20 protein-coding genes, 1 tRNA gene and 5 pseudogenes are annotated in these 26,291 nt (G+C 70.4%); 16 read left to right on the top strand and 10 right to left on the bottom strand.

All coding sequences use genetic code 11. From position 1 onward, the window contains the following. Nucleotides 1-104: 104 nt before the first annotated feature. Together IQ220_RS02720 and IQ220_RS02715 are read right to left on the bottom strand one after the other, a co-directional pair. Nucleotides 105-177, bottom strand: a tRNA-Glu gene (locus IQ220_RS02720). A 61-nt stretch (nucleotides 178-238) separates the two neighbouring features. Next, a pseudogene (locus IQ220_RS02715) lies at nucleotides 239-1,356 on the bottom strand (histidine kinase). A gap of 240 nt (nucleotides 1,357-1,596) precedes the next feature. Between IQ220_RS02715 and IQ220_RS02710 the strand changes: the two are divergent. The 3 genes from IQ220_RS02710 to pepN all read left to right on the top strand — a co-directional run bounded on the left by IQ220_RS02710 (nucleotide 1,597) and on the right by pepN (nucleotide 5,401). Continuing rightward, the gene (locus IQ220_RS02710) at nucleotides 1,597-2,139 is read left to right on the top strand and encodes a hypothetical protein (RefSeq protein WP_193912932.1); all 543 of its coding nucleotides are present in this window, start codon (nucleotides 1,597-1,599) and stop codon (nucleotides 2,137-2,139) included. A 65-nt stretch (nucleotides 2,140-2,204) separates the two neighbouring features. Beyond that, a complete protein-coding gene (locus tag IQ220_RS02705) occupies nucleotides 2,205-2,663 on the top strand; it encodes a cAMP phosphodiesterase (RefSeq protein ID WP_193912934.1) in 459 nt (152 codons plus the stop codon). Nucleotides 2,664-2,704: 41 nt separating this feature from the next. Then, nucleotides 2,705-5,401 carry an aminopeptidase N gene (gene pepN / locus IQ220_RS02700; protein WP_193912935.1) on the top strand — a complete coding sequence of 899 codons (2,697 nt, stop codon included), beginning with the start codon at nucleotides 2,705-2,707 and terminating at the stop codon, nucleotides 5,399-5,401. Nucleotides 5,402-5,436: 35 nt separating this feature from the next. Here pepN and IQ220_RS02695 read toward each other — a convergent pair whose 3' ends face one another. From IQ220_RS02695 to IQ220_RS02685, 3 genes and pseudogenes are all read right to left on the bottom strand, one after another. Further along, the gene (locus IQ220_RS02695; RefSeq protein ID WP_193912937.1) at nucleotides 5,437-6,654 is read right to left on the bottom strand and encodes a family 10 glycosylhydrolase; all 1,218 of its coding nucleotides are present in this window, start codon (nucleotides 6,652-6,654) and stop codon (nucleotides 5,437-5,439) included. An 11-nt stretch (nucleotides 6,655-6,665) separates the two neighbouring features. Continuing rightward, nucleotides 6,666-7,672: pseudogene (locus tag IQ220_RS02690) on the bottom strand (ribose-phosphate pyrophosphokinase). 353 nt (nucleotides 7,673-8,025) lie between these two features. Beyond that, complete coding sequence (locus IQ220_RS02685; RefSeq protein WP_193912939.1) at nucleotides 8,026-8,229, bottom strand: hypothetical protein; 204 nt, start codon at nucleotides 8,227-8,229, stop codon at nucleotides 8,026-8,028. A 24-nt stretch (nucleotides 8,230-8,253) separates the two neighbouring features. Here IQ220_RS02685 and IQ220_RS02680 point away from each other — a divergent pair, with 24 nt between their 5' ends. Continuing rightward, nucleotides 8,254-8,433 (top strand): hypothetical protein, encoded by a 180-nt coding sequence (locus tag IQ220_RS02680; protein WP_193912941.1) that lies wholly within the window; start codon nucleotides 8,254-8,256, stop codon nucleotides 8,431-8,433. 4 nt (nucleotides 8,434-8,437) lie between these two features. Here the strand turns inward: IQ220_RS02680 and IQ220_RS02675 are convergent, their stop codons facing one another. Next, the gene (locus IQ220_RS02675; protein WP_193912943.1) at nucleotides 8,438-9,490 is read right to left on the bottom strand and encodes an LCP family protein; all 1,053 of its coding nucleotides are present in this window, start codon (nucleotides 9,488-9,490) and stop codon (nucleotides 8,438-8,440) included. 134 nt (nucleotides 9,491-9,624) lie between these two features. Here IQ220_RS02675 and IQ220_RS02670 point away from each other — a divergent pair. Beyond that, nucleotides 9,625-10,811: pseudogene (locus tag IQ220_RS02670) on the top strand (Coenzyme F420 hydrogenase/dehydrogenase, beta subunit C-terminal domain). Then, the gene (gene malQ / locus IQ220_RS02665) at nucleotides 10,808-12,343 is read left to right on the top strand and encodes a 4-alpha-glucanotransferase (protein WP_186696917.1); all 1,536 of its coding nucleotides are present in this window, start codon (nucleotides 10,808-10,810) and stop codon (nucleotides 12,341-12,343) included. The pseudogene IQ220_RS02670 and the gene malQ overlap by 4 nt, the downstream one beginning before the upstream one ends. On the opposite strand, the gene IQ220_RS02660 is transcribed toward malQ, so the two are convergent. Both IQ220_RS02660 and IQ220_RS02655 read right to left on the bottom strand, forming a co-directional pair. After that, nucleotides 12,331-13,221, bottom strand: a complete 891-nt coding sequence (locus IQ220_RS02660; RefSeq protein ID WP_193912945.1) for a helix-turn-helix transcriptional regulator — start codon at nucleotides 13,219-13,221, stop codon at nucleotides 12,331-12,333. The genes malQ and IQ220_RS02660 overlap by 13 nt on opposite strands. Nucleotides 13,222-13,274: 53 nt before the next feature. Then, nucleotides 13,275-14,002: pseudogene (locus IQ220_RS02655) on the bottom strand (pseudouridine synthase). 72 nt (nucleotides 14,003-14,074) lie between these two features. Between IQ220_RS02655 and IQ220_RS02650 the strand changes: the two are divergent. The 5 genes and pseudogenes from IQ220_RS02650 (at nucleotide 14,075) to IQ220_RS02630 (ending at nucleotide 19,844) form a co-directional block, all read left to right on the top strand. Continuing rightward, on the top strand, nucleotides 14,075-15,079 hold the full coding sequence (locus IQ220_RS02650) for an RpoD/SigA family RNA polymerase sigma factor (protein WP_193814340.1): 1,005 nt from the start codon (nucleotides 14,075-14,077) through the stop codon (nucleotides 15,077-15,079). Between the two features lie 81 nt (nucleotides 15,080-15,160). Then, nucleotides 15,161-16,513, top strand: a complete 1,353-nt coding sequence (locus IQ220_RS02645; protein WP_193912947.1) for an NDP-hexose 2,3-dehydratase family protein — start codon at nucleotides 15,161-15,163, stop codon at nucleotides 16,511-16,513. Then, a complete protein-coding gene (locus IQ220_RS02640; RefSeq protein WP_193912949.1) occupies nucleotides 16,510-17,586 on the top strand; it encodes a glycosyltransferase family 2 protein in 1,077 nt (358 codons plus the stop codon). The genes IQ220_RS02645 and IQ220_RS02640 overlap by 4 nt, the downstream gene beginning before the upstream one ends. 13 nt (nucleotides 17,587-17,599) lie before the next feature. Next, complete coding sequence (gene mutT, locus IQ220_RS02635; protein ID WP_193912951.1) at nucleotides 17,600-18,787, top strand: 8-oxo-dGTP diphosphatase MutT; 1,188 nt, start codon at nucleotides 17,600-17,602, stop codon at nucleotides 18,785-18,787. Nucleotides 18,788-18,834: 47 nt separating this feature from the next. Next, nucleotides 18,835-19,844 (top strand): annotated as a pseudogene (locus IQ220_RS02630) (carbohydrate kinase). Nucleotides 19,845-19,869: 25 nt separating this feature from the next. Here the strand turns inward: IQ220_RS02630 and tsaE are convergent. After that, a complete protein-coding gene (gene tsaE / locus IQ220_RS02625) occupies nucleotides 19,870-20,382 on the bottom strand; it encodes a tRNA (adenosine(37)-N6)-threonylcarbamoyltransferase complex ATPase subunit type 1 TsaE (protein WP_370566303.1) in 513 nt (170 codons plus the stop codon). Between the two features lie 123 nt (nucleotides 20,383-20,505). Between tsaE and ahcY the strand changes: the two genes are divergently transcribed. After that, on the top strand, nucleotides 20,506-21,933 hold the full coding sequence (ahcY, locus tag IQ220_RS02620) for an adenosylhomocysteinase (protein ID WP_193912953.1): 1,428 nt from the start codon (nucleotides 20,506-20,508) through the stop codon (nucleotides 21,931-21,933). Between the two features lie 59 nt (nucleotides 21,934-21,992). On the opposite strand, the gene IQ220_RS02615 is transcribed toward ahcY, so the two are convergent. Beyond that, nucleotides 21,993-22,403 carry a single-stranded DNA-binding protein gene (locus IQ220_RS02615; protein WP_193815533.1) on the bottom strand — a complete coding sequence of 137 codons (411 nt, stop codon included), beginning with the start codon at nucleotides 22,401-22,403 and terminating at the stop codon, nucleotides 21,993-21,995. 138 nt (nucleotides 22,404-22,541) lie between these two features. Between IQ220_RS02615 and IQ220_RS02610 the strand changes: the two genes are divergently transcribed. The 4 genes from IQ220_RS02610 to IQ220_RS02595 are packed head-to-tail and all read left to right on the top strand — an operon-like array spanning nucleotide 22,542 to nucleotide 26,212. Further along, nucleotides 22,542-23,588, top strand: a complete 1,047-nt coding sequence (locus IQ220_RS02610; RefSeq protein WP_304523750.1) for a rod shape-determining protein — start codon at nucleotides 22,542-22,544, stop codon at nucleotides 23,586-23,588. Between the two features lie 5 nt (nucleotides 23,589-23,593). Next, entirely contained in the window at nucleotides 23,594-24,334 is a 741-nt protein-coding gene (gene mreC, locus IQ220_RS02605) for a rod shape-determining protein MreC (RefSeq protein WP_186698032.1), read from the top strand. Nucleotides 24,335-24,359: 25 nt separating this feature from the next. Next, nucleotides 24,360-24,890 carry a rod shape-determining protein MreD gene (mreD, locus tag IQ220_RS02600; protein ID WP_186698033.1) on the top strand — a complete coding sequence of 177 codons (531 nt, stop codon included), beginning with the start codon at nucleotides 24,360-24,362 and terminating at the stop codon, nucleotides 24,888-24,890. Beyond that, nucleotides 24,881-26,212, top strand: coding sequence for a sugar ABC transporter substrate-binding protein (locus tag IQ220_RS02595; protein WP_193912956.1), 1,332 nt, complete (start codon nucleotides 24,881-24,883; stop codon nucleotides 26,210-26,212). Before mreD ends, IQ220_RS02595 begins: the two co-directional genes overlap by 10 nt. Nucleotides 26,213-26,291 lie beyond the last annotated feature (79 nt).

Below are 26,291 nucleotides of genomic sequence, written 5' to 3'. Positions count from 1 at the left end.
GCCAAACCAAGGGCTGTAGTTCTATGGGATGGGTGGAACCATCTCGGCTCAAACTCCGATCCCCAAGCCCACAACCTTCCATGCTGCCCAGCAGCATGAATCAATACCCCCAAGGGGATTCGAACCCCTGTCGCCTCCGTGAAAGGGAGGTGTCCTAGGCCTCTAGACGATGGGGGCGAGGCCACAGCAGAAGCAACGGCAGAACCGGTTTCTGAACCGCAGTGCTGATGGGAGGAAGCTACGGGCCAGGGTGACCCTTCGTCAAGGCAGGTTGGTCCTGCCCGCTCCAGACCGGCACGCTCACGTGGAAGCAGGCCCCCTCCCCCGGCTCCGACACCACCCAGATGCGGCCGCCGTGGACCTCGGCGATGCGGCGGCACACCGACAGGCCCACGCCATAGCCGGAGGTGGTGTCGGCGGTCTGGGGCAACCGCACCCGGTCGAGAAAGATCTGCTTCTGCTGGGCGGCGGGAATGCCAGGGCCGCTGTCTCCCACGCTCACCTCCAGCCACTGCTGGGTGCGGTGCAGCAGGGTCAGTCTCACCTCCCCCCCGAAGGGGAACTTGAAGGCGTTTTCCAGCAGGTTGAGCAGAACCTGGTGCAGCCGCCGCTCGTCGCCGTAGCGTCCGGCAGGTCGGCCGGGATGTCGGTGATCAGCCGCAGCGCCTTGCCCACCCAGAGCTTCTCGAGTTCGAGGATGGCCTCGGCGGCCAGCTTGCCGAGGCTCAGGCGCTTGGGGTTGAACAGGGCCTCCCAGCGGGTGGTGCCCACCTCCAGCAGATCCTTGGAGAGGGCCTCGATGTCATCGAGACGGCGGCGCACCACCTCCTGGTAGCGGCGCTCATCGATCTGGCCGAGCTGGTGGCTCTGCAGGGCCAGCTTGGCGGCGGTGAGGGGGGTGCGGAGTTCATGGGCGACCATTCGCAGCAGCCGTTCCTGGATGCCCAGGCGCTCGATCAGGGTTTCGTTCTCCTGGCGCATCACCAGCAGCTGGTCCTCCAGTTGCAGCTCCCGCCGCGAGCGGCTGGCCTCGAGATCGAGGCTGCCGCGGTTGATGCCGAGGTCGTTGACCACGGCCAGCTGCTGCCAGCGCGGTAGCCAGCTCTGCAGCCGCGGGCTGATCGGACTGCCGGCAAACACCTGGCGGGGCGCGGGGGAGAGCTTCACCAGGGCCGGGGTGGCGAGCAGCCGGTGCAGCTCCAGCAGTTGCGGCTGCCGGCGCGGATCAGCGATCTCCAGCTTCACCTCGAAGCCCAGATCGTCGCGTTTGAGCACCTGCAGCAGGGCCCGCAGATCGGCACTGGCCAGCTGCTGGCCGGTGGCCACAAGCAGCAGGTTCAGCACCTGGGGGCCCACCTGGGTCGCGCTCGCGCCTGTGGTCGTGCCCGCGCCCGTGGCCGTGCTCGTGGAGTCCTCGTTCACAGCTCCCACGTTATGGCGTCTGGGCGGTGGCGGCTCAGCGTGGCTAGGACAAGGGCAGGGCCTGCCGCGTGTTGGCACCTCCTGGGTTCAAGGTCCGTGCCCAGGATGCCCCTGTGCCCAGGACGCCACAGCCATCCCCCTTGCTGGAGAGCCTCCTCCGGAGCCACCGAACCCATGCCGAGCACCCCGCCGCCCCGCATCCAGCTGGACAGCAACCTGAAGCGTTGGTTTGCCCGCAATCTCGGACTCTGGAAGTCGCGCCGGGTGTATTTCTTCGCGGATGGCGAAACCCTGCTGGTGGAGATGATGCTGCGGGTGCAGGCCTTTGATTCGCCTCTGGATGGGGATGCGGCCTACCGCTTCACCTGGTGGCCGGAGAAGGAGTTCGATTTCTTTGAGCGCAAGCCCCAGTACCCCCGCACCGGCACCATGGAGGCCGTGCTCTGTGGCCACCAGCTGCAGCGCAGCAGCGGCTATCTGCAGGAGAGTGCGGCGGAGCAGAGTTCAGCCGCCAGCCTGATCCGGCAGGTGGATGAGCACGAGCTGATCTTCACGTCGCACTATGGCGATTGGACCATCCTCGAGCACATTCGCCTCGTGGACCAGGACCGCTACCGCTCACGCTCCATCTACTCCTGGCGTCATGGGGCCCTGGAGATCGCTGAAAACCACCATGAGCTGCACCTGGAGCCGGCCGGGGAGCTGCTGCAGAGCTGAGACGCCGCCGAAGATCTGAGGCCCCTGGCCGCAGCGGTGATGCAGCATGGGTTGATTCTCAGTGCGTGCTGCTTGTGGGTTGCCGATCGGGCCGCGCCGGGCTCCTGGCCCTGCCGCTGCTGGCGCTGCTGGCCGCGCCCCGTCCGCTTCAGGCCGCTGCGGCCACCGAGGCCGACATGCTGCTCTACACCCGCATCGCGGCGCTCAACGTCTGTGTGGCCCTGGTGGCAGAGGTGCCCTTCGACAAGGCCGTGGTGATTGCCGGTGAGACGATCGCCCGGGTGATCCGGGGCGAGCACGACAGTGCCATTGAGCAGCTGGGCAGTCAGCCCCTCAGCCTTGATGAGCTGCGCCGGGGCTCGATCAACTCGGCTGTGCTGGGGGCTGCTGAGGTCTGTCCCGACCAGTTGCCCGAGTCGGTGCGCCGTGATGTGGAGGCGGCCGTGCAGCGGGTCACCGGATCGGAGGCGATTCCGCCGCCGCCCCAGCCGGCGACCCTCCCTCCCGGCGACGCCGCCAACTGATCCCCAGCCAGCTCCTCCCTCTCCCCCCGTCTCCCGGTTCCATGGCCACGGTGCACCGCTGCGACTACCGCCCCGCCCCCTGCCTGCTGGACCGCACCGACCTGACGGTGCGGCTGTTCGACGACCACACCGAGGTGGAGGCCCGCCTGGCGCTGCGGCCCAACCCAGCCGCAGAGCCAGGGCCGCTGGAGCTGCGCGGCCTGGACCTGGAGCTGCTGGAGCTCCAGCTCGACGCCGAACCCCTGGAGGCGTCGGCCTATGGGCTTCTGGACGACGGCCTGGTGCTGCGGCAACCGCCCCAGCGCCCCTTCGTGCTGCGCAGCCTGGTGCGGATCCATCCCGAGCACAACACCACCCTGGAGGGGCTCTATGTGAGCAGTGGCCTGTTCACGACGCAGTGCGAGGCCGAGGGGTTCCGCCGCATCACCTATCACCCCGACCGCCCCGATCTGCTCAGCCGCTTCCAGGTGCGGATCGAGGCCGATCGGCTGGCCTGCCCGGTGCTGCTCTCCAATGGCAACTGCGTGGAGGGCGGCGCGCTGGCGGGCGAGCCCGGGCGCCATTACGCCATCTGGGACGACCCCTTCCCCAAGCCCTCCTACCTGTTTGCCCTGGTGGCGGGCCAGCTGGAGGAGGTGCGCGAGTGCTTCACCACCGCCAGTGGCCGCACGGTGCAACTGCGGCTGCATGTGGAGGCGGGCGACAGCCCCTTCACGGCCCATGCCATGGCCTCCCTGAAGCGGGCGATGGCCTGGGATGAGCAGCGCTATGGGCTCGAGTACGACCTCGATGAGTTCAACATCGTGGCGGTGCGTCACTTCAACATGGGCGCTATGGAGAACAAGAGCCTCAATATCTTCAACTCCAAGCTGGTGCTGGCGGATCAGGAAACGGCCACGGATGCTGAGCTTGAGCGAATCGAAAGTGTGGTGGCCCATGAATATTTCCATAACTGGACGGGCAATCGCATCACCTGCCGCGACTGGTTCCAGCTCTCCCTGAAGGAGGGCCTCACGGTGTTCCGGGACCAGAGTTTCAGCGCTGATCTGCACGGCGCGGCCCTCAACCGCATCGAAAACGTGTCGATGCTGCGCAACACCCAGTTTCGAGAAGATGCCGGCCCCACGGCCCATCCGGTGCAGCCCGATGCCTACCAGGCCATCGATAACTTCTACACCACCACCATCTATGAGAAGGGCGCGGAGGTGATCCGGGCGCTCCACACCCTGCTGGGTGAGGAGACGTTCCTGCAGGGAATGGCGCTCTACGTGAGCCGCCACGACGGCTCCGCCGCCACCTGTGACGACTTCGTGCAGGCCATGCAGGATGCCGCCGAAGCCGCCTGGGCCGCGGGTACCCCGGAGGCGGCCCGCTTTGATGTGGATCAGTTCCGGCGTTGGTATCACCAGGCGGGCACGCCGGTGCTGCAGATCCACCGCCACTGGGACGGCGAGCGGGGCGAGCTGGAGCTGGTGATCCGGCAGCACACTCCTCCCACCCCTGGCCAGCCCGACAAGCAGCCCCTGGTGATTCCCCTGGCCCTGGGCCTGATCGATCAGGCCGGGGAGCCCCTGACCGTGCGGCTGCAAGGGGAAGACGAGGCCACGGCGGCTGCGGCCCAGCGGCCCCTCAGCTGGGGGCAGGGCACCCGCCTGCTGGTGGTGGAGGCCGAGCAGCAGCGGCTGCGTCTGGTGGGCCTGCCGCGCCAGGCCCACCCCCCCGCCCTGTCGCTGCTGCGTCAGTTCTCGGCGCCGCTGAAGCTGGAGATCGGCCGCCCCAGCAGCGAGCTCGTGCACCTGCTGGCCCACGACAGCGAGGCCTTCGCCCGCTGGGATGCCGGCCAGGGGCTGCTGCGCCAGGCCGTGCTCGCCCGGGCCGCTGGCCAACCCGATGGCGGTCTGGAGGATGCCCTGATCACGGCCTTTGCCCGCATCCTGCACGACCCGCGGCTCTCGGAGGCCAGCCGCGCCATGCTGCTGGCCCAGCCGGGGCTGGCGGAGCTCGAGGACGGCCCAGGCGTGCCCGATCCGCCTGCCCTGTTTGCGGCCCTGGAGGCCCTGAGGAGCCTGTTCGGGGCGGCCCTGGCGGCGCCCCTGCAGGCGGCCCTGGAGCGTTGCACCCCGCAATGGAGTCTGGACTGGCCGGACGGCAGTGGTGCCCGGATGCTCACCGGCACGATCTGGAGCTGGCGCGCCGCGGCCGGGGATCCCGCGGTGATCGCCGCGGCCCGGGCGGCCGTGGATGGCCCCTCGATGACTCTGGCGCGGGCCGGCCTGCGGGCCCTGCAGGCCCGGGAGATTCCCGAGCGGCAGGAGGCGGTCGACGCCTTCTACCAGCGCTGGCAGTCCAGGCCCGTGATCCTGGATGCCTGGTTTGCCCTGGAGGCCTCGGCCCCCTTCGCCGATGGTCTGGAGCGGGTGCAACGGCTGCTGCAGCACCCTCGCTTCGATCCGGCAGCCCCCAACTCCGTGCGGGCGGTGCTCGGTGGCCTGGCCGGCAACCCGCCCGTGTTCCATGCCGCCGATGGCAGCGGCTACCGCTTCATGGCCAGCCAGATCGCGGCCCTCGACCGCCGCAACCCGATCACCGCCTCGCGCCTGGCCAAGGTGTTCAGCCGCTGGCAGAGCTATGGCCCCGGCCGTGGCGGCCAGATGCGCCAGGCCCTCGAGAGCCTGGCGGCGTCAGAGCTGTCCACCAACAGCCGCGAGGTGGTGGAGCAGTGCCTGGGAGCTGCCTGAGCTGGCTGAGCCGCTTCTGGCTCCTGCCGCACTGATCAGCGGCCCCTGCGGTTCACCTCCTCGTGCAGCTTGCGGAAAGCCGCCTTGCGGGAGGCGCCGCCCTCCGGGCCGGCGTGGACGCCCCAGAGCCCTTCCCAATAGAAATAGATCACGCCATGGCCCCGGGCGGTGGCCAGTTTCACCTTCTCCCGCAGGGTGGTCATGTTGGGGGTGCGGCCGCCGAAGCCCGCCAGGATGCCGATCTCCACAGGCATGCCCCACTCCTTGGCCTTCACCAGGGCCGGTTGGTCGAGATCCTTGGCGAAGCCCCGCACCGAGTAGGCGTAGTTCTGCACGATCAGGTCGTCCACCAGCTCGCCCACCGACCACAGCTCCCAGTCCTGCAGCCAGCGGTTGTAGGCGAAGCGGAACGGACCGGGCGAGAGGCTGATCACCCGCTCAGGCGGTTGACCCAGCCGGCCGCGGCCCGAGCTGGCATCCAGCTCATTCAATTGCTGCCGCAGCTCCCGCAGCAGGCTGGTGAGCTGCTGGCGGCGCCACTTCATCCAGAATCGGTCGGTGTGGTTGGCGGGCGGCTCCACCCCCTTCTCGGCCCGGTAGAGCTGGCGGGTGTAGGGGTCGTAGCCGAGTTCCACCGGCCAGGCGAAGTGGTCGTCGAGCTGGATGCCATCCACGTCACAGCGCTGCACGATCTCGGTGATCAGGCCGAGAAAGCGCTGGCGCACTCCCGGGTGGGCCGGGTTCAGCCACACCATGGTGGTGCCGTGCATCTCCACGCCCGTGCTGCCGTTGCGGCGCTGCAGCACCCATTCCGGCCGCTCCCGCACGATGGCGGCATTGGCCGGCTCCATCAGGCCGTACTCGAACCAGGGGATCACCTCCATGCCGCGCCGCCGGGCGCTGCGGGTGAGCCGGCAGATCGGATCGAGGTTGGGGTTGGCCTTGGCCAGAGCCGGTTCCATCGGCGCGTGGCGCGAGCGGTGGAACGTGGTGCCCCGGCTCCAGACGTTCGGGTAAAGGGTGGTGAAGCCACTCCTGGCCAGATCGTCCACGGCCCGATCGATGCGTGCGCCGTCGTAGTAGAGGGTGCTGGGGCTGTTGGTGAGCCACACGCCGATACGGCGAGGCTGGGGCGTGGCGCTGCGGGCCGCCGCTCCGATCGGCAGGCCCACCACCGCGGCGAGGAGCACGTTGAGGCTCACCGGCAGCAGGGCCTTGAGCCGGCTGCCCCGCTTCAGGGGCGGCGGGGCCACGGCAGGAGTGGTCAGCGGAACATCGAGCTCACGGAGCTTTCTTCGTGGATGCGCCAAATCGCCTCGCCCAGCATGTTGGCTACCGATAGCACCCGGAGCTGGGGGAAGTGGCGCTCCTCGGCCAGGGGGATGCTGTTGGTCACCACCACCTCCTCAAACAGGCCAGGCTCGGAGAGCCGCTCCACCGCCGGGGGGGAGAAGACGGCGTGGGTGGCGCAGCAGAACACCCGGGCAGCCCCGTTGCGGCGCAGCAGCCGGGCGCCCTGGGCGATCGTGCCGCCGGTGTCGATCATGTCGTCGATCAGCACGGCGGTCTTGCCGGCCACATCGCCGATCACGGTGAGACTCTCCGCCACGTTGTGGGCGGCGCGGCGCTTGTCGATGATCGCCAGGGGGGCGTCGTCCATCTGCTTGGCGAAGGCCCGGGCCCGGGCCACGCCGCCCACGTCCGGCGACACCACCACCATCTCGTCGAGATGGCGGGTGCGCAGGTAGTCCACCAGCACCGGCGAGCCGTAGATGTGGTCGCAGGGGATGTCGAAGTAGCCCTGGATCTGGGAGGAGTGCAGATCCATGGCCAGCACCCGGTCCACGCCGCTCTTGGTGAGCAGGTTGGCCACCAGCTTGGCGGTGATCGATTCGCGGCCGGCTGTCTTGCGGTCGGCGCGGGCGTAGCGTAGTAGGGGATCACGGCGGTGACCTGCCGGGCCGAGGCCCGTTTGCAGGCATCCACCATGATCAGCAGCTCCATCAGGTGGTCGTTCACCGGGGCGCAGGTGGGCTGCACCAGGAACACGTCGCAGCCGCGGATCGACTCCTGGATCTGGATGTAGGTCTCGCCGTCGGCGAAGCGCTTGATCACCCGCGGACCGTCCGGCACGCCGAGATAGGCGCCGATCTCCCGGGCCAGGTCGTGGTTGGAGGTGCCACTGAACAGGCGCAGCCGCCTGGTGTCGTGGGCGGCTTCGGTGCCGGTGCGCTCCTGTGCCAGCCGATCGGCGGTGATGAAACTGGTCACGGCGGGCGCAGACGCGTCGGCTCAAGTCTGATGGTAGAAGCGAGCCGGTCCCCACAACTGCAAACAACCATGACGCTTTCCGAGGCGCTCCACTCCGGGGAGCGGGGTTCAGCTCTGGGCTTGCCGCCCCTGCCGCCCCGACTGGTGCTGGTGGCGGCCGGCCCGCCCGAGTCGGTGTGCGCCCTGCTGCAGCAGGCGGCTCCAGCCCTGGCGAGGGTGCTGGGGGCTGGCCTGGGCACGGGTTTGGGGGCGAGTCTGGGCACGAGCGCCGCACCGGGCCTGGTTGAGGGGCCCGGCTGTGGGGAGCCCGCCGGGGAACTGGCCGCCCTGCTGGCCGGCGAGCCCCCGTTCGATCACTCGCTAATGGATCCGTCGCCAATGAACCAGTCGGCATCTGATCGGTCGGCGCCAGGGCCCGTGCTGGTGCCGCTGCGGCTCGATCCGGGGTTCAGCCTGGAGAACGGCAGTTGCTGGGCCGAGGCCCTGGGGGCCTGGCGCCAGCCCACGGTGGCGGTGCTGGGCGCCGAGCAGCTGCGCAGTGGGCTGCCGGCGGCCATCCGCCCCCTGCTGCGCCAGCAGCGGTGCCCCTGGCCGGCCTGGTGCAGTGGGGCCTGCCCTGGGAGCCGGAGCGCCGTCGCCGCGAGGCCTTGCCCTGGCTCGGGGCCCTGGACAGCACCGCTGCCGCCGCCGCTGCCGATTCCCATGACCTGGGGCGCCATCTGGCCCTGGCCCTTCGCCTGGCCTGCACCAAGCTGGGCTAGGCGTTCAGGAGCCGGCGGCGGTCGCCGCCGGTGGGGGCCAGAGGTCACTGGGCGCCGACTTGGCGACCTGCCGCAGGTCTGATCCGCCGGCCGCTGCCTTGTTGCCGTCCTTGGCCGCATCCTTGGGGGGAGGGGCCAGGGGCACGGTGGCAAAGCTCACGCTCTGGCCCGGCTTCAGGGTGGCGGCCATCAGGCTGAGCACCTCGGCGGGGGTGAGGTTGCTCTCCACCTGACCCCTGAGGCTCTGGACCAGGGCCGGGATGTCCTGGCTGCGGCCGGGGGTGTTGAGCTCCCTGAGCAGGCTGCGCATCACCGCTTCCTGGTTGGCGCTGCGGCTCTCGATCGGCCGGCTGGGGTCGCGGTAGCGCACCAGCTGCTCCACCTTGGCGCCCTTGAGCCGCTGGACGCCGCTCTGGAGGTCGATCTTGAGTCCCTGGCGCTTGTCCTCGTAGACCATGGTGCTGCCGGGATTCACCTCCAGGGCGCCGAGGCCATCCACGAGGCTGCGCAGGGCGCCGCGGCTCAGCACCAGATAGCGATCCGGTTCGGTGCTGGCGAGCCCCACCAGGTTGCGGGCGGCGTCGGCCGTGAGCGCGACACCGCCCTGGCGGTAGAGGCTGCCGAGCGACTTGAGCCCGCTGCTGCCGGGCAGCTGCACCGCCAGGGCGGTGGGCAGGTTGAGCACCTGCAGGGGGCCGCCGGGGTTGACGCGCAGCAGCAGCAGGGCGTCGGCATTGGCGGCTCCGGCGGGGGCGGCCTTGTTGTTGGGGTCCTGCAGTTGATCGGCGTCCACCCCGATCACCAGCACCGTGACGGCGCGGCTGGGCGGCTTGGCCAGATCGGCGAGCGCGTCAGGCGCCTCGGAGCCGCCGCTCGGGTCTGACTCGGGCCAGAGCACCCCCAGCAGGGCGAGGCCAACCGCGGCGCCCACACCCACAAGGGCGAAGCGCAGCAGCACGACCGGTCGCAGCCAGGCGAAAAGCTTGATGCCTCCCAGGGGGGAGCTGCGCCGCTGGGCGGGGGATGGGGCCGGTTGGGACCTGGGGCTGGGGGGCATCGGGATCGCTGGGCGCCCGCTCATCACTGGTCGTCCACTCTGACTCACCCTCTGCAGGGCCCCACCCGATAGGTTGAGCACCAGCGAGAGGCCCTGCCTTGCCGGCCCGTTCCCCATCCCCGTCTGGCGGCTCCCTGGCTCCCCATGAACGGGCCCGTCCCCTTGCCAAGGGCAGTGTGTATCCCGCCAAGGAGCTCTGCAGCCAGTGCGGGCTCTGCGACAGCCGCTGGGTGGCCTATGTGCGGCAGAGCTGCGCCTTCCTCACCCAGCGCTTCGAGGCCATGGAGGCCGCCGCCCACGGGCGCAGCCGGGATCTCGACAACGAGGACGAGCTCTACTTCGGCGTGCATCAGCGGATGCTGAGCGCCCGCCTGCGCCAGCCCCTGGAGGGGGCCCAGTGGACCGGCATCGTCAGCCGCATCGGCGTGCGCGCCCTGGAGACCGGGCTGGTGGACGCCGTGCTCTGCGTGGGCCAGAGCGAGACGGATCGCTTCACCCCTGTGCCGCGCCTGGCCCGTACGCCCGAGGAGGTGCTCAGCGCCCGGGTGAACAAGCCCACCCTCTCGCCCAACCTGGAGGTGCTCGAGCAGCTGCCCGGCAGTGGCATCCGCCGGCTGCTGGCCATCGGCGTGGGCTGCCAGATCCAGGCGTTGCGTGCCGTGCAGCCCACCCTTCCCCTCGATGAGCTCTACGTGCTGGGTCTGCCCTGCGTCGACAACGTGTCCCGCGAGGGCCTGCAGACCTTCCTGGAGAGCACCGTGAGCTCCCCCGACACGGTGGTGCACTACGAGTTCATGCAGGATTTCCGCATCCACTTCCGCCACAGCGACGGCCGCACCGAAACCGTGCCCTTCTTCGGGCTCGACACGCCCAAGCTCAAGGATGTGTTCGCCCCCAGCTGCCTGAGCTGCTTCGACTACACCAATGCCGGCGCGACCTGGTGGTGGGCTACATGGGGGCCAGTTTCGGGCGGCAGTGGATCACCGTGCGCAACCCCCTGGGCCAGCGGCTGCTTGACCTGGTGGAGCCGGAGCTCGAGGTGGCCCCCGTGACCAGCCGCGGCGATCGCCGCGCCGCCGTGCAGCAGGGCATCGAGGCCTACGACAAGGCCGTGAAGCTGCCGCGCTGGCTCGCTGATGTGATCGGGGGGTTCGTGCAGCGCTTCGGTCCGAAGGGCCTGGAGTATGGCCGCTTCTCGATCGATTCCCATTTCACCCGCAACGCGCTCTGGGTGCGACGCCATCATCCTGAGAAGGCCGAGGCCCACATCCCGGCCTTCGCCAAGAAGATCGTGAGTCGCTACCGGTTGCCCTCAGCGTGAGTCAGGTTCTCTCCGCCGCCCGGCGTCGCTGTGGTGTGTTGCTCCACCCCACGGCCCTGCCCGGGCCCGGCCCCTGCGGAAGCTTCGGCGCCGAGGCCCACCACTGGATCGAACTCCTGGCCGAACATCACATCGGTCTGTGGCAGCTGTTGCCTCTGGCCCCCACCGACGGCACGGGCTCGCCCTACAGCTCCCCCAGCGGCTCGGCCCTGAACCCCTGGCTGCTGGATGGGGACCAGCTGGTGCAGGAGGGCCTGCTCACGGAGGCCGATCGCCAGGCGCTGCCCGGCAACGCCAGCACCGAGCGCCTCGATCTGGAGGTGATGCCCCAGCGCTGCGCCGCCCTGGCCGCCGCCCTGGCGCGCCGCTGGCCCCAGCAGGACGAGGCCGCCCAGCAGGCGTTCGCGAGCTGGCGCCACAGCCAGCGCCACTGGCTGGAGGATCACTGCCGCTTCATCGTGCTGCGGCAACAGCAGGGCGGCCGCCCCTGGTGGGAGTGGCCCGAGCCGCTGGCCCGGCGTCAGCCCCAGGCCCTGCGCCAGCTGGATCGTGATGGTGCCGGCGCGCTCCTGGAGCAGGCGCTGCTGCAGTGGCAGCTGCAACGCCAGTGGCAGGCCCTGCGCCGGCGCGCCCACAGCTGCGACCTCGACCTGGTGGGCGACCTGCCCTTCTATGTGGCCCATGACAGCAGCGACGTCTGGTGTCGCCCCTGGCTGTTTTCCCTGGGGAGCGGGGGTGGCCTGGAGCAGCAGAGCGGCGTGCCGCCCGACTACTTCTCCGCCACGGGCCAGCTGTGGGGCACGCCGGTGTACCGCTGGCCCCGGCATCTGATCAGTGGTTTCAGCTGGTGGATGGCGCGGCTGGATCGTCAGTTCGAGCTCTTCGACCGCCTGCGCCTCGATCACTTCCGGGCCCTGCAGGCCTTCTGGAGCGTGCCCGGCGGCGATCCCACCGCCGAGAACGGGTGCTGGCGCTGGTCGCCGGGCAGCCTGCTGTTGCGGCTGCTGTGGTTGCGCTGCTGGATCAAGGGCCAGTTGCGCGATGGTCATCTGCCCCTGATCGCCGAAGACCTGGGCGTGATCACCCCGCCGGTGGAGGCCCTCAGGGATCGCTTCTCCCTGCCCGGCATGAAGATCCTGCAGTTCGCCTTCAACGGCGATGGCGACAATCCCTACCTGCCCGCCAACATCCAAGGCCCAGACTGGGTGGTGTACACCGGCACCCACGACAATCCCACCACCACCGGCTGGTGGCAGGACCTCGACCACGACTCGCGTCAGCGCGTGGAGCATGCCCTGGGCGCGGCGGTGACCGCCCCGGCCTGGCAACTGCTGGAAGCCGCCCTGGCCAGCCCGGCCGATCTGGCCGTGGCGCCCCTGCAGGACCTGCTCGAACTTGACGATCACGCCCGCTTCAACACCCCAGGCACCACCTCCGGCAACTGGACCTGGCGGCTGAACCAGCCGGTGGCCAGCCTCGCCGGACCGCTGAAGGGCCTGGGCGAGATGGCCCACCGCTATCAGCGCGCCTGAGGCTGGAACCGGCCCGGCTCGCCCGGGCTGGCGCGGAGCGATTGACCGAGCCACTGCACAGCTCCAGGCGAGGTGGGCGCTGGCGTGATCCGCAGGGTCCAGGGGGCGCTGAGGCTGAATTCGAGCCGGCCGCTGGCGGCCTTCAGCTCAGTGCTGCCGCCGCCCGCGGTCTCGAGGTTGAGGCTGGCCGGCGCGGCCAGGGTCACCACCAGGGCCCCCCGTGGGCTGATGGCCTGTTGCGGTGGGGCGGCTGCTTGGCTCTGGCGCCGCCAGAGGGCCAGGGCCTGCCCCGCCCCGGCCTGTTGCAGCGGCCGCAGGCTGGGAACAATGGCGAGCAGGGCCTGGTCACTGCCCTGCTTGCCGCCCTGCTCCTGCATCGGCAGCGGCGGAATGGGGCTCACGGCCAGGAGCCCCTCCTGGGCGAGTTGGCGTTGCTGCAGGTTGAGGCCATACACGAGCCCGAGGGTGAGCACGCCGTAGAGCAGGGTGCCCTGCCAGGTGGTGAAGACATCGATCGAGCCAGGCGTGAAGCGCTGCAGTAGCCCGCGTGGCTGCTCCTGCGGCGGCAGCCGGTCGGCCGAGGTCGGCAGCACCCCCTCCAGGCTGCCTGGCTGCAGCTCGAGATGCCGCTCGATCAGGGGCAGCATCGTGCGCAGATAGGCGGCCTCGGGCAGGCGATCGCGCCAGCCGCGCTCCAGGGCCTCCAGCACCGGTGTGCTGATGCGGGTGTCCAGGGCCAGCTGGCGCAGGCTGAGCTGGCGTTCCTCGCGCCGCTGCCGCAGGGCACGCCCTGCCGCCACCAGCGGATCCTCCCTGGCCGGAGCACTGGCGGGGGACGCACGCCGACGCCGCCAGCGCCACAGCCACCGGAAGGGCATGGGCCGTGCCGCTGGAGGCGTGGTGGCAGGGGGCCGGGGCGCTGATGGCGGGCTCAGGACTCGGGGGCGACCAGGGCGTCCCATTCTCGGCGATCAAGGGCTCGCCAGCTTCCCTCCGGCAACGGGCCCAGCCGCAGCGCACCGATGCCGATGCGCTGCAGGTCCAGCACCGGGTGCCCCAGCAGCTGGGCGGTGCGCCGGATCTGGCGGTTGCGTCCCTCGCCCATCTCCAGTTCCAGGCCGGTGCTCCTGGCGCTGTGCTGCAGCACCCGCACGCCCACCGGCTGGCTGGCCTGGCCATCGAGCGGCACGCCCCCGGCCCAGCGCGCCAGGGTGGCCCCACTGGGTCGGCCCGCCACCTGCACCCGATAGAGCTTGCGGTGGCCATGGCGCGGATGGCTGAGCCGCAGGGTGAGGGCGCCCTGGTTGGTGAGCAGCAGGGCCCCCCGCTGTCGGCATCGAGACGGCCGATCGGGTGCAGGCCCCGGCCCCGCCGCAGCTCTGGCGGCAGCAGCTCGAGCACGGTGGGGCGGCCGCGGGGGTCGCTGCAGCTGCACAGCACGCCCACCGGTTTGTTGAGCAGCAGCAGCAGTGGCTCGGCCGCGGGGGCGAGGGGTTCGCCATCCACCGCGATCCGATCGCTGCCGGGATCGGCGCTGTCACCGATCCGGGCGGTGGCTCCATTCACCTGGACCCGGCCGGCGCGCAGCAGGTCTTCGGCCCGGCGGCGGGAGCAGAGTCCAGCCGCCGCGATCAGTTTCTGCAAGCGCTCTCGGGCCATGGACCCATGCTGCAGGAGGCCGGGAAAAGGATGGTAGGTTTACGAAACAGAACTGTTTCGCAATTCTCCGTCATGCCTTCCCTGCCCGTGGCCGCTGCCGATGGGTCTGCTCTGCCTGGTGGCGCCGACCTGGTGCGCAGCTACCTGCGGGACATCGGCCGGGTGCCGTTGCTGAGCCATGAGCAGGAGATCACCCTGGGCCGCCAGGTGCAGGAGCTGATGGCCCTGGAGGAGATCGAACAGGAGCTGACGATGCGTGCCGGGGGTACGGCGCCGGAGCGGCCGGAGCTGGCGGCGGCGGCGGGCCTGAGCCTGCCGGTGCTGAAGAAGCGTCTGCAGGCGGGCCGCCGTGCCAAGGAGCGGATGGTGGCGGCGAACCTGCGGCTGGTGGTGAGCGTGGCGAAGAAATACACCAAGCGGAACATGGAGCTGCTGGACCTGATCCAGGAGGGCACGATCGGCCTGGTGCGGGGCGTGGAGAAGTTCGACCCGACGCGGGGCTACAAGTTCAGTACGTATGCGTACTGGTGGATCCGGCAGGGGATCACGCGGGCGATCGCGGAGAAGAGCCGCACGATCCGGCTGCCGATCCACATCACCGAAACGCTGAACAAACTGAAGAAGGGTCAGCGGGAACTGAGCCAGGAGCTGGGCCGCACGCCCACGGTGAGCGAGCTGGCGGTGTTTGTGGAGCTGCCGGAGGAGGAGGTGAAGGACCTGCTGTGCCGGGCGCGGCAGCCGGTGAGCCTGGAGACGAAGGTGGGTGACGGCGAGGACACGGAACTGCTCGACCTGCTGGCCGGTGATGGGGAGCTGCCGGAGGAGCGGGTGGACGGAGAGTGCCTGAAGGGGGACCTGCGGGCACTGCTGGAGCAGCTGCCTGAACTGCAGGGCCGGGTGCTGAAGATGCGCTACGGCATCGATCCCGCGTCGGCCGAGATGGCTGAGCCGATGAGCCTCACCGGGATCGGTCGCGTGCTGGGCATCAGCCGCGACCGCGTGCGCAACCTCGAGCGCGATGGTCTGGCCGGCCTGCGCCGTCTGGGCAGCGCCGTGGAGGCCTATGTGGCCAGCTGAGCTCGGCTGCTGCTGAGCTCGTCAGCTGCAGGGTTAGCGTCGCCCCGAAGCCCTGCGGCCCCCCGGTCCCCGTCGCTGCCCATGCCGCCTGAGTCGCTGCTGTCCTGGTTGGACCATCGCCGCCGGCTCTGCGACATGGATGTGGAGGAGATCCCCTGGCGGCAGTCGCGGGAGTGGCACTACAGCGGTGGCGCCCTGCAGCACCACTCGGGTGGCTTCTTCAGCATCGTGGGGGTCCAGGCCGAAACCGGCTCCGGCGTCACCCTGCGCCAGCCCCTGATCAACCAGCCTGAGATCGGCATCCTCGGCTTTCTGCTGCAGCGCCGCGGCGGCGTGCCCCATCTGCTGATCCAGGCCAAGCCGGAACCGGGCAACATCGGCCTCTGTCAGGCCGCTCCCTCGGTGCAGGCCACCCGCAGCAACTACCAGCGCCTGCACCACGGCAAGGCCACCCCCTTTCTCGACTTCTTCACCGGCCATGCGGCCGCCCTGGTGCATGCCGACAGCCTGCAATCCGAGCAGGGCACCCGCTTCCTGGGCAAGTACAACCGCAACATGACGGTGGAAGTGCCACCGGAGCTGCCCCTCGACACGCCCGAGGGGTATCACTGGGCCCCGGTACCCGAGGTGTGTGCCCTGCTGGGCACCGACTTCCAGATCAACACCGATGCCCGCTCGGTGCTGGCCAGCTCCGACTGGTCGCTGCTGGCCGGCGGCTCGGTGCCCTTCGGCCGCTGGCACGGTCAGGGGGGGATCGGTGAGAGCCTGCTGGGCTCCCACGCGGCGCCGGCCGGCCAGGCCCACAGCAGCGAGCTGACCATCCTGGCGGCGCTGGAGCAGCTGCGCCAGGCCTACCCCTTCCAGGTGCGCACCGTGTCGCTGGATCGGGAGCTGGACTGGCTGGAGGGCCGCCAGCCGCGCCTGCTGGGGCCAGCGGGCAGCTTCGATGTGCGCCAGGTGGCCGTGCGCTCCAGCGAACGCGAGGTGCAGAGCTGGGATCAGCCGATCGTGGCTCAGGAGCGCCAGGGCACGGCGGTGCTGCTGGGGCGCCACGTCAACGGAGTGCTGCACCTGCTGTTCCGCTGCCGCGCTGAGATCGGCTTCCGCGAGGGTTTTCAGTACGGCCCGGCCCTGCAGGATGCCGGCGGAGCCCCCTCGCCGGTGCCGGAACTCGATGCTGAGGAGCTCGTGCTGCGGGAGCTCCTGGGGCGGGCCACCCCCTTGCTCAGCAGCCTCCATTCCGATGAGGGAGGGCGCTTCTACCGCTCCGTCGCCCGCTACAGCATCGCCCTGATGGCGGAGGACGATGCGCTGCCCAGCTCGCCATCACTGCGCTGGATGACCCTCGGCCAGATCGAGCGGCTGCTCAAGCGCCAGGGCGTGTTCTCCAATGAGGCGCGCAGCCTGATCTCGATGCTGCTGGCTTACCTGTGAGCGCCGTGCTGCCCCCGGCCGCTCGCGTCAGTTTCGTGATCGCCACCTACAAACGGGTGGATGCCCTGCGCAGCACCCTGCGGGCGCTGCAGCTGCAGACCTGTGCCGACTGGGAGGCCGTGGTGGTGGGCGACTGCTGCGCGCCTGACACGGGCGCCATGCTCGCTGAGCTGGCTGATGCCCGCCTGCGCTACTACAACCTGAGCGAGCGCTTCGGGGAGCAGTCGGGTCCCAATTCCTTCGGGCTGGCCCTGGCCAGGGCGCCGGTGGTGTGTTTCCTCAACCACGACGACCTGCTGCTGCCGGATCACCTGGAACTGGGCCTGCAGCGGCTTGAGCAGAGCGGCGCCGACCTGCTGCTGGCGCCGGCCCTGAAGCTGGCCACCTGTCACGAAGCGCCCGATGGTTCGATTCGGCCGGTGTTCATGAAGCGCCTCACGATCGGCCCCGAGCTCAGGGATCTGCGCCTGCTGCTCCGCCCCGAAGACCTCTACTACGACCCCAGCAGTTTCTGGCTGGTGCGCACGGCCTACGCCCGCCGCGTCGGCCCCTGGATCCATTCCAGCCGCCTCTGGCGCACCTCCCTGCGCGACTGGCTGCTGCGTGCCTGGCGCCTGGGCGGCCGTTTCGTCTTCACGCCAGACCTCGCCGGCATCCGGGTGGTGAGCCACAACCACCGCGGCAGCCGCCATCGCTACAACGCCCTCACCCCGGAGCACCAGCGGCTGATCCGCCTGTTCGAATCGCTCAGTCCCGAGCAGCTGCGCCAGCGGCTTCCGCGCAAGCTGCGCCAGACCGCCGCCCAGCTCGGCCGTCCCATCGGCCGGCGTGAGCGGCCTGCCGCCCTGACCCCGGGCCTGCGGCTGCAGGCGCTGCTCTATCGCCTGCTGGGCTTCGACTGGCAGGTGCTGCGCTGGCGTCGCCAGGGCGTGGAGCCCGGTGCCTACCACTCCCGGCTGCTGCGTCAGCGCACCGGAGAAACCCTGGCGCTGGTGCCGGATCTGGCCAGGCTGCTGGCCGATCCTGAGCGCTACCGGGAGGCGTCTGTTCCCAGTTCCCAGCAGGCGCGGTAGGGGGAAGCAGGGAATGGGGGCTGGCAGCTCGGCGGTGGCGTGGAGCCTGGAGGCGGCCACGGAGCGGCTCAGCGGCCAGGCGCCGCTGCTGCGCAGCCGGCTGCTGGCCTGGTGGCGCCTGGAGGGACGCCATGACCTCCCCTGGAAGCTCCATGCCGATGGCCGCCCGCCCCAGCCCGGCGAGACCCTCGATCCCTGGAGGATCTGGGTGGCCGAGATCATGCTGCAGCAGACCCAGCTGCAGGTGGCGCTCCCCTACTGGCAGCGCTGGATGGCGGCCTTCCCCAGCCTGGAGGCCCTGGCGGGCGCCGAGCAGCATCAGGTGCTGCTGCTCTGGCAGGGCCTCGGCTACTACGCCCGGGCGCGACGGTTGCACCAGGGCGCCAAGCTGCTGTTGAAACAAGCCCCCCAGGACCCCTGGCCGCGGCAGCTCGAGGGTTGGCTGGCGCTGCCGGGGGTGGGCCCCAGCACCGCCGGCAGCATCCTCTCCTCGGCCTACGACCTGCCCCACCCGATCCTGGACGGCAACGTGCGGCGGCTGCTGGCGCGGCTGCTGGCCTCTCCCCAGCCCCCGGCCCGCCAGCAGGCGGCGTACTGGCAGCTGAGCCACACCCTCCTGGATCGCCGCCATCCCCGCGCCTTCAACCAGGCCCTGATGGACCTGGGCGCCAGCGTCTGCACCCCCCGCCAACCGCGCTGCGGGGTCTGCCCCTGGCAGGGCCACTGCGCTGCCTACGCTGCCGGCGATCCCGCCCGCTTCCCCGTGAAGGATGCCGCCAAGACCGTGCCCTTCCAGGTGATCGGGGTGGGGGTGGTGCTCGACGCCGACGGCCGGGTGCTGATCGATCAGCGCCTGCCGGAGGGACTGCTGGGGGGGCTGTGGGAGTTTCCCGGCGGCAAGCAGGAGCCGGGCGAGGCGATTGCGGCCACCATCGCCCGCGAACTGCGCGAGGAACTGGCCATCGAGGTGCAGGTGGGTGAGGAGCTGATCCGCCTCGAGCACGCCTACAGCCACAAGCGGCTGCGCTTCGTGGTGCACCTCTGCCGCTGGAGCAGTGGCGAGCCCCAGCCCCTGGCCAGCCAGCAGCTGCGCTGGGTGCGGCCGGAGCAGCTGGCGGACTTTCCCTTCCCGGCGGCGAATGCCCGCATCATTGCCGCCCTGCAGGAGCGGCTTGCCCGGGGGCTGGTGGAGCCCGGCTGACGCCGGCTCGGCCCTGGGCCAGCCTGGGGGGAGCTGGCCCCGCCCCCATGGCTGCCTCACCACCGCTGGTGCTCTGCCTCGGCGAGGCGCTGGTGGATCGCCTGGGCCCCCTGGGCGGCGATCACGCCAGCGCCCCTGCCGGCGACTGCGACGACCGCCTCGGTGGCGCCCCCGCCAACGTGGCCTGCGCCCTGGCCCGCCTGGGCAGCCGGGCGGCCTTCCTGGGCCGGCTGGGCCGGGACCCGGCTGGCGAGGCCCTGGCGGCGCTGTTCCGGGCCCGGGGCGTGGACACCAGCGGCCTGCAGTGGGATGCCGAGCGGCCCACCCGCATCGTGCTGGTGCGCCGTGACCTGGCCGGCGAGCGCCAGTTCGGTGGCTTCGCGGGCAACCGTGGCGATGGCTTCGCCGACGAGGCCCTGCAGGCCGGCACCCTGCCGCAGCAGGCCAGCTGGTTGCTGGTGGGCACCCTGCCCCTGGCCGGCGGCGCCGCGGTGGCCCTGGAGCGCGCCGTGGAGCAGGCCGGAATCGCCGGCGTGGCCCTGGCTGTGGATGTCAACTGGCGACCCACCTTCTGGGATGACACGGCGCCGCCGGATGCGGCTCCCAGGCCGGAGCAGGCCGCTGCCATGCTCGCCCTGCTGCAGCGGGCCGCCCTGCTCAAGTGCGCCGCCGAAGAGGCGCAGTGGCTGTTCGGCAGTGCCGATCCAGAGCAGGTTCGGGCGGCCCTGCCCCAACAGCCGGCCGTGGTGGTCACCGATGGGGCGGCGCCGCTGCGCTGGTGCCTGGGACGATCCAGTGGCGTCATGGCCCCCTACCGGGTGCCGGTGCTCGACAGCACCGGGGCCGGGGATGCGTTCACGGCCGGGCTGCTGCATGGCCTGGTGGCCAGGCCTGATCTGCTGGGTGGCCAGGACGGGCTGGCGGTGGAGCAGCTGATGCGCTTCGCCAGCGGCTGCGGCGCCTGGTGTGCCAGGGGGCCGGCGCCATCGATCCCCAGCCCACTGCCGCTCAGGTGGAGGCCTTTCTGGCGGCTCGGCAGAGCGGGCCTGCGCACTGATCGGCAGAGCCGGGCTCAGGTCGGGCTAGCGAGCCTTGGCCGGGCGCCAGAGCAGGGCCTGGCGCCCGGCCTCGGGGTCGGCGCCATCCAGCAGCTGCAGCTCCAGCCACCAGGCCTCGCTGGGGGGCAGGCTCAGCCGCTCGGGCCATTCCACGGCCAGCACGGCGCCCAGCTCAAGCGCACTTTCCTCTTCCTGGGCCAGCAGCTCATCCGCCGCGCCCGCCTGCTCCAGCCGGTACAGATCGAGGTGCACCAGCGGCCGCGCCGCTGCATCGGCTCCCCGCGGCAGGTAGTGCTGGGCCAGGGCGAAGGTGGGGCTGGTGATCGGTTCGTCGATGCCCAGGGCCGCGGCCAGGCCCTGCACCAGGCAGGTCTTGCCGCTGCCGAGGTCGCCCTGCAACAGCAGCATCGGCGCCTGGGCCGCCAGCCCCCCCGGGCCCGTGGGCCTCAGCCACAGCGCCAGCGCCGCCCCCAGGGCCCGGGTGGCGCAGGCATCGGCGAGCTGCTGGCGGCGCCAGGGCGGGCTGGAGGGGCTCACGCGGATCCGGAAGCTGTCTGTAGATTGCCGCTCAAGCGAGCCCGAAGCCTCGGCGTCTCTGCAGATATTTCCCCATCCATGCCCTCCCAGCCGGGAGTGAGCTGTTCTTCAGGAGTCCCAACCATGGTGGCCACCCCCACTGCGCCCACGCTGCAGACCACATCGTCGTATGTGATCGCCGACATCGACCTCGCTGACTTCGGTCGCAAGGAGATCGCCATTGCCGAAACGGAGATGCCGGGCCTGATGGCCCTGCGCCGCAGCTTCGGTGCCCAGCAGCCCCTCAAGGGCGCCCGCATCGCCGGGTCGCTGCACATGACGATCCAGACGGCCGTTCTGATCGACACCCTCACGGCCCTCGGCGCCGAGGTGCGCTGGGCCAGCTGCAACATCTTCTCCACCCAGGACCACGCCGCCGCCGCGATCGCCGCCAGCGGCGTGCCTGTGTTCGCCTACAAGGGCGAAAGCCTCGATGAGTACTGGGCCTTCACCCACCGCATCCTCGAGTGGGGCGATGGCGGCACGCCCAACATGATCCTCGACGACGGTGGCGATGCCACCGGTCTGGTGATTCTCGGCACCAAGGCCGAGCAGGATCCCTCCGTTCTCGATCACCCCTCCAACGAAGAGGAAACCGCTCTCTTCAACAGCATCCGCCAGAAGCTCGCCACCCAGCCGGGCTTCTACTCCCGCATCCATGCCGCCATCCAGGGCGTCACCGAGGAAACCACCACGGGTGTGGCGCGGCTGTACCAGCTTCAGAAGGCCGCTGAACTCCCCTTCCCGGCGATCAACGTCAACGATTCGGTCACCAAGAGCAAGTTCGACAACCTCTACGGCTGCCGCGAATCCCTGGTGGATTCGATCAAGCGCGCCACCGACGTGATGGTGGCCGGCAAGGTGGCCCTGGTGATGGGCTACGGCGATGTGGGCAAGGGCTCGGCCCAGTCGCTCAGAGGCCTCGGTGCCACGGTGATGATTGCCGAGATCGACCCCATCTGCGCCCTGCAGGCGGCCATGGAGGGCTACCGCGTGGTGCGCCTCGACGACGTGGTGGCCGACGTGGACATCTTCGTGACCGCCACCGGCAACTTCCAGGTGATCCGCCACGAGCACCTGATCCGCATGAAGGATCAGGCGATCGTCTGCAACATCGGCCACTTCGACAACGAGATCGATGTGGCGTCCCTGAAGCAGTACAGCTGGGACAACATCAAGCCCCAGGTGGATCACATCCTGCTGCCCAGCGGCAACCGGATCATCCTGCTGGCTGAGGGCCGGCTCGTGAACCTGGGCTGCGCCACCGGTCACCCCAGCTTCGTGATGAGCAACTCCTTCACCAACCAGGTGCTGGCCCAGATCGAGCTGTTCACCAAGGGGGACCACTACGGCAAGGAAGTGTACGTGCTGCCCAAGCACCTCGATGAGATGGTGGCCCGCCTGCACCTCGAGAAGATAGGCGCCCGGCTCACCGAGCTCAGCGCCGAGCAGGCCGCCTACATCAACGTGCCGGTGGAAGGGCCCTACAAGCTCGAGCACTACCGCTACTGAGCTGCTTCGTCGGTCTGGCGCCCCGGTCGGGCCCCCTCCGTGGGGGCACTGGGGTGCGTTCAGAACGGCACTTCCTCCTCACTGGGTTCGCCACCGCCGTAGCCGCCCCCACCGCCGAAGCTGCCGCCACCTGCGCCCATGGCGCCCTCGGCGTCGCGGCGGGAGCCCAGCAGCTCGAGGCGATCCACCCGGATCACCGGTTTGGTGCGCTCCTCACCGCTGGTGCGGTCGGTCCAGCGGTCGAGCTTGAAGCTGCCGATGATCCCCAGCAGGGAGCCCTTGCGCACATAGTCGGCGGCCACCTGGGCCTGCTTGCCCCAGATCTCGAGGTTGAACCAGTCCGGTTCGTCGTCGCGGCTGCGCCGGTTCACCGCCAGGGTGAGGTTGGCCACCACGCTGCCGGACTCGAAGTAGCGCACTTCGGGATCGCGGCCGGCACGGCCGACGAGAGTGATGGAATTGACGCCCATAGCGGGTCTCCTTGGTCGATTGGATCAATGATGCGGCACCCCTTGAGGCGCCCTCAGCGGTTCAGTTCCACCCTGGGGGCCGGCTGTAACGCTCCCCGATGGTCCCCGTATGATGCGGGGCTGCCTCAACAGATGTCCGTGTTCTTTCGTCGTTTCCAGTTCTCCCGCGACATCGGCATCGATCTGGGCACGGCCAACACCTTGATGTATGTGTCGGGCAAGGGCATTGTGCTGCAGGAGCCCTCAGTGGTGGCCCTGGATCTCGAGCGCGGTGTGCCCCTGGCGGTGGGCGATGAGGCCAAGCTGATGCTGGGCCGCACCCCCGGCAACATCCGGGCCATCCGGCCGCTGCGCGACGGCGTGATCGCCGATTTCGACGCCGCCGAACAGATGATCAAGACCTTCATCCAGAAGGGCAACGAGGGCCGCGGCATCGTGGCGCCGCGGCTGGTGATCGGCATCCCCAGCGGCGTCACCGGCGTGGAGCGCCGCGCCGTGCGCGAAGCGGGGTTGGCGGGGGCCCGCGAGGTGCACCTGATCGATGAGCCCGTGGCCGCCGCCATCGGCGCCGGTCTGCCGGTGACCGAGCCCGTGGGCACCATGATCGTGGACATCGGCGGCGGCACCACCGAGGTGGCGGTGCTCAGCCTCGGCGGCACGGTGCTGAGTGAATCGGTGCGCGTGGCGGGCGATGAACTCAGTGATTCGATCGGCGTGTACCTCAAGAAGGTGCACAACCTGGTGGTGGGTGAGCGCACCGCCGAGGACATCAAGATCCGGATCGGCTCGGCCTTCCCCGACGACGAGCACGACGAGACCTCCATGGACGTGCGCGGCCTGCACCTGCTCTCCGGCCTGCCCCGCACCATCAATGTGCGGGCCGGCGACATCCGCGAGGCCATGGCCGAGCCCCTCAACGTGATCGTGGAGGCCGTGAAGCGCACCCTGGAGCGCACGCCACCGGAACTGGCGGCCGACATCGTTGATCGCGGCATCATGCTGGCCGGCGGCGGCGCCATGGTGCGCGGCATCAGCGACCTGATCAGCCACGAGACGGGCATCCTCACCCACATCGCCGAAGACCCGCTCCTCTGTGTGGTGATGGGCTGCGGCATGGTCCTGGAGGACTACAAGCGCCTGGAGCGCGTGCTGGACACTCCTGACTTCGTGCGCATGGCGGCCTGAGCTCCATGCCGTCGGACCGCCAGCCGCGACTGCCGCCGCTGCGCCGGCTTAGGGCCTTCTGGCCCTGGGGGCTGCTGCTGCTGGCCCTGGTGGGGGTCCGTCTCAGCAAGGGAGCTGGGCTGAGCGATGCCTATGCCCTGCTCAGCCGTCCGTTCTGGCCGGGCAGTGCCCAGGGGGAATGGATCAGGTCGGCCCAGCAGCTCGACCAGCAGACCCGCCTCTCGATGCTGGAGGCGGACAACCTGCGGCTGCGGGAGCTGCTGGATCTGCAGCAGGCCGGCGGCAAGGCGATTCCTGCCCCGGTGATCTCCCGCACCGCCGGTGGCTGGTGGCGCCAGCTGGTGCTCGGGCGGGGCTCCCTACAGGGGGTGGCGCCGGGCCAGGCGGTGGTGGCCCCGGGCGGTCTGGTGGGGCGGGTGGTCAGCGTGACACCCAGCACGGCCACGGTGGCCCTGCTCACCGATTCCAGCAGCCGGGTGGGGGTGTGGGTGGCCCGGGTCCGGCGCCATGGGCTGCTGGTGGGCCTCGGCACCCCCAGGCCCGTGCTGCGCTTCATCGATCGGGATCTCACGGTGCGGCCCGGTGATGTGATCGTGACCTCCCCGGCCAGCACCCTTGTGCCCCCCAACCTCACCGTGGGAGTGGTGCAGACGGTGGATGAGGACGCGGTGCCGGCCCCGGAGGCCGTGGTGCAGCTCAGCGCCCCCCTGGACGCGGTGGACTGGGTGCAGGTGAGGCCGCAGTGAGCGGCGCCCGGGCGGAGGCCGGCCGATGAGCGGCCTGGCTCGCCAGCGCTGGTGCGCCGCCACGCTGCTGCTGGTGCCCCTGCTCAGCCTGGGGTCTCCGGCCCTGTTGCAGCTGGCGGGCGTGGGTCCCAGCTGGGCGGTGCTCTGGCTGCTGCCCTGGTCCCTGGTGGATGGGCCCTGGTCGGGGATGCTGGCGGGGCTGATGCTGGGCCTGATGCTCGATGCCCTGCAGCTCGGCCCTGTGAGCCAGATTCCGGCGCTGCTGTTGCTGGGCTGGTGGTGGGGTCGGCTGGGACGCCGCCATCCCCGGCTGGAGCGCAGCTTCAACCTCGGCCTGCTGGCCCTGCTCGGCACGGCCCTGCTCGGCCTCAGCGTGATGCTGCAGCAGCACCTGGCGGGCCAGCTCGGCGCGGCTCCCCTGCACGTGCTCATGGCCCAGACCCTGCTCACCGCCCTGCTGGCGCCCATGCTGTGCTCCCTGCAGCTGCTGCTCTGGCGCCTGCAGGTTCCTGGACTGCGCAGTGACGTGATGGGAGGCGGAACCCGATGGCCTTGAGGCGGCGAGAGCTGTTGCGACTGCTGGCGATGGCCGGCGCTTCGGCCGGGCTCAGCGGAGCCCTGGGGGCCTGCGGCGGCCGCGGCGGCGGTGGAGTCGGCCCCGATGGCCGGCGCGAGCTGAACGTGTGGACCCTGGATCTGGCCCCGCGCTTCAACGACTACCTGGCGGCTGTGATCGCGGCCTGGGAGGCCCAGAATCCCGGCATCCGGGTGCGCTGGACCGATGTGCCCTGGGGCTCGGTGGAGCGCAAGCTGCTGGCTGCCGTGTTCGCCCGCACCGCTCCGGATCTGGTGAACCTCAACCCCCCCTTCGCGGCCAACCTGGCCAGCAAGGGGGGCCTGCTCGACCTGGAGCCCGTGCTGCCGGCGGGGGCCGAGCAGCGCTACCTGCCACGGATCTGGCAGGCGGGCCGGCAGGACGGCAGCCAGTTCGCCATTCCCTGGTATCTCACGGCCCGGATCACGATGGCCAACCGGGAGCTGCTGCAGCAGGCTGGCTACCCGGCGCCACCGAGCCGCTGGGATCAGGTGCCCGCCTATGCCGAGGCGGTGCGGCGCCGCACGGGCCGCTATGCCCTGTTCACCACCGTGGTGCCCGACGACTCGGCCGAGCTGCTCGAGTCGATGGTGCAGATGGGTGTGCGGCTGCTCGATGACCGCCGCCGGGCCGCCTTCGACAGCCCCGCCGGCAGACGGGCCTTTGCGTTCTGGAGTGATCTCTACCGCCGGGGTCTGCTGCCCCGCGAGGTGGTGAGCCAGGGCTACCGCCGCGCCATCGAGCTCTACCAGTCGGGCGATCTCGCCCAGGTGTCCACCGGGCCGGATTTCCTGCGCAACCTCCAGACCAACGCCCCCGGCATCGCCGCACGCACCAGCCCCTTCGCGCCCCTCACCGGCGCCGATGGCGCCGCCAACGTGGCCGTGATGAATCTGGTGGTGCCGAAGCAGAGCGCCATGGCGGCGGCGGCGGTGAGTTTCGGCCTGTTTCTCACCAACGCCGACAACCAATACCGCTTTGCCGAGGAGGCCCGGGTGCTGCCCTCAGCCGTCGCGGCCCTGGAACGGCTGCAGGCCAGCCTGCGCCAGCAGGAGAGTGGCGCCCCCGCCGAACAGCAGCTGGTGGAGAACGCCCGCCTGCTCTCGGCCACCACCCTGGAGCGGGCCCAGGTGCTGGTGCCGGCGATCCCGGGCATCAAACGACTGCAGACCATCGTCTACACCCAGCTCCAGCGCGCCATGCTGGGCCAGAGCGACAGCGACACCGCCCTGGCGGCGGCGCGGCAGGAGTGGGACCGCTACGCGGCGTCCCGCTGGCCCTGAGCCCTGTAGCAGCAGCGCCCCCTTCTGTCTGTTTCTGCAGAAATGCTTAAGCCTGGGCAGAACGGAACTGCCGGAGCCG

It is taken from the genome of Cyanobium sp. LEGE 06113 (genome assembly GCF_015207615.1).
Note: the sequence above shows the minus strand (reverse complement) of the source record. Positions and strands in the feature narration are given on the sequence as shown.

What these genes read in the sequence shown, in the direction of transcription:
- IQ220_RS02710 (WP_193912932.1), top strand. Translation starts at nt 1,597, where the DNA reads ATGCCGAGCACCCCGCCGCCCCGCATCCAGCTGGACAGCAACCTGAAG.
- pepN (WP_193912935.1), top strand. Translation starts at nt 2,705, where the DNA reads ATGGCCACGGTGCACCGCTGCGACTACCGCCCCGCCCCCTGCCTGCTG.
- IQ220_RS02685 (WP_193912939.1), bottom strand. Translation starts at nt 8,229, where the DNA reads ATGGCCGCCGGCAGCCCACTGCGCAGCTGCTCGGCGCCCAGCACCGCC.
- IQ220_RS02675 (WP_193912943.1), bottom strand. Translation starts at nt 9,490, where the DNA reads ATGCCCCCCAGCCCCAGGTCCCAACCGGCCCCATCCCCCGCCCAGCGG.
- IQ220_RS02660 (WP_193912945.1), bottom strand. Translation starts at nt 13,221, where the DNA reads ATGCCCTTCCGGTGGCTGTGGCGCTGGCGGCGTCGGCGTGCGTCCCCC.
- IQ220_RS02650 (WP_193814340.1), top strand. Translation starts at nt 14,075, where the DNA reads ATGCCTTCCCTGCCCGTGGCCGCTGCCGATGGGTCTGCTCTGCCTGGT.
- IQ220_RS02645 (WP_193912947.1), top strand. Translation starts at nt 15,161, where the DNA reads ATGCCGCCTGAGTCGCTGCTGTCCTGGTTGGACCATCGCCGCCGGCTC.
- mutT (WP_193912951.1), top strand. Translation starts at nt 17,600, where the DNA reads ATGGGGGCTGGCAGCTCGGCGGTGGCGTGGAGCCTGGAGGCGGCCACG.
- ahcY (WP_193912953.1), top strand. Translation starts at nt 20,506, where the DNA reads ATGGTGGCCACCCCCACTGCGCCCACGCTGCAGACCACATCGTCGTAT.
- IQ220_RS02615 (WP_193815533.1), bottom strand. Translation starts at nt 22,403, where the DNA reads ATGGGCGTCAATTCCATCACTCTCGTCGGCCGTGCCGGCCGCGATCCC.
- mreC (WP_186698032.1), top strand. Translation starts at nt 23,594, where the DNA reads ATGCCGTCGGACCGCCAGCCGCGACTGCCGCCGCTGCGCCGGCTTAGG.
- mreD (WP_186698033.1), top strand. Translation starts at nt 24,360, where the DNA reads ATGAGCGGCCTGGCTCGCCAGCGCTGGTGCGCCGCCACGCTGCTGCTG.
- IQ220_RS02595 (WP_193912956.1), top strand. Translation starts at nt 24,881, where the DNA reads ATGGCCTTGAGGCGGCGAGAGCTGTTGCGACTGCTGGCGATGGCCGGC.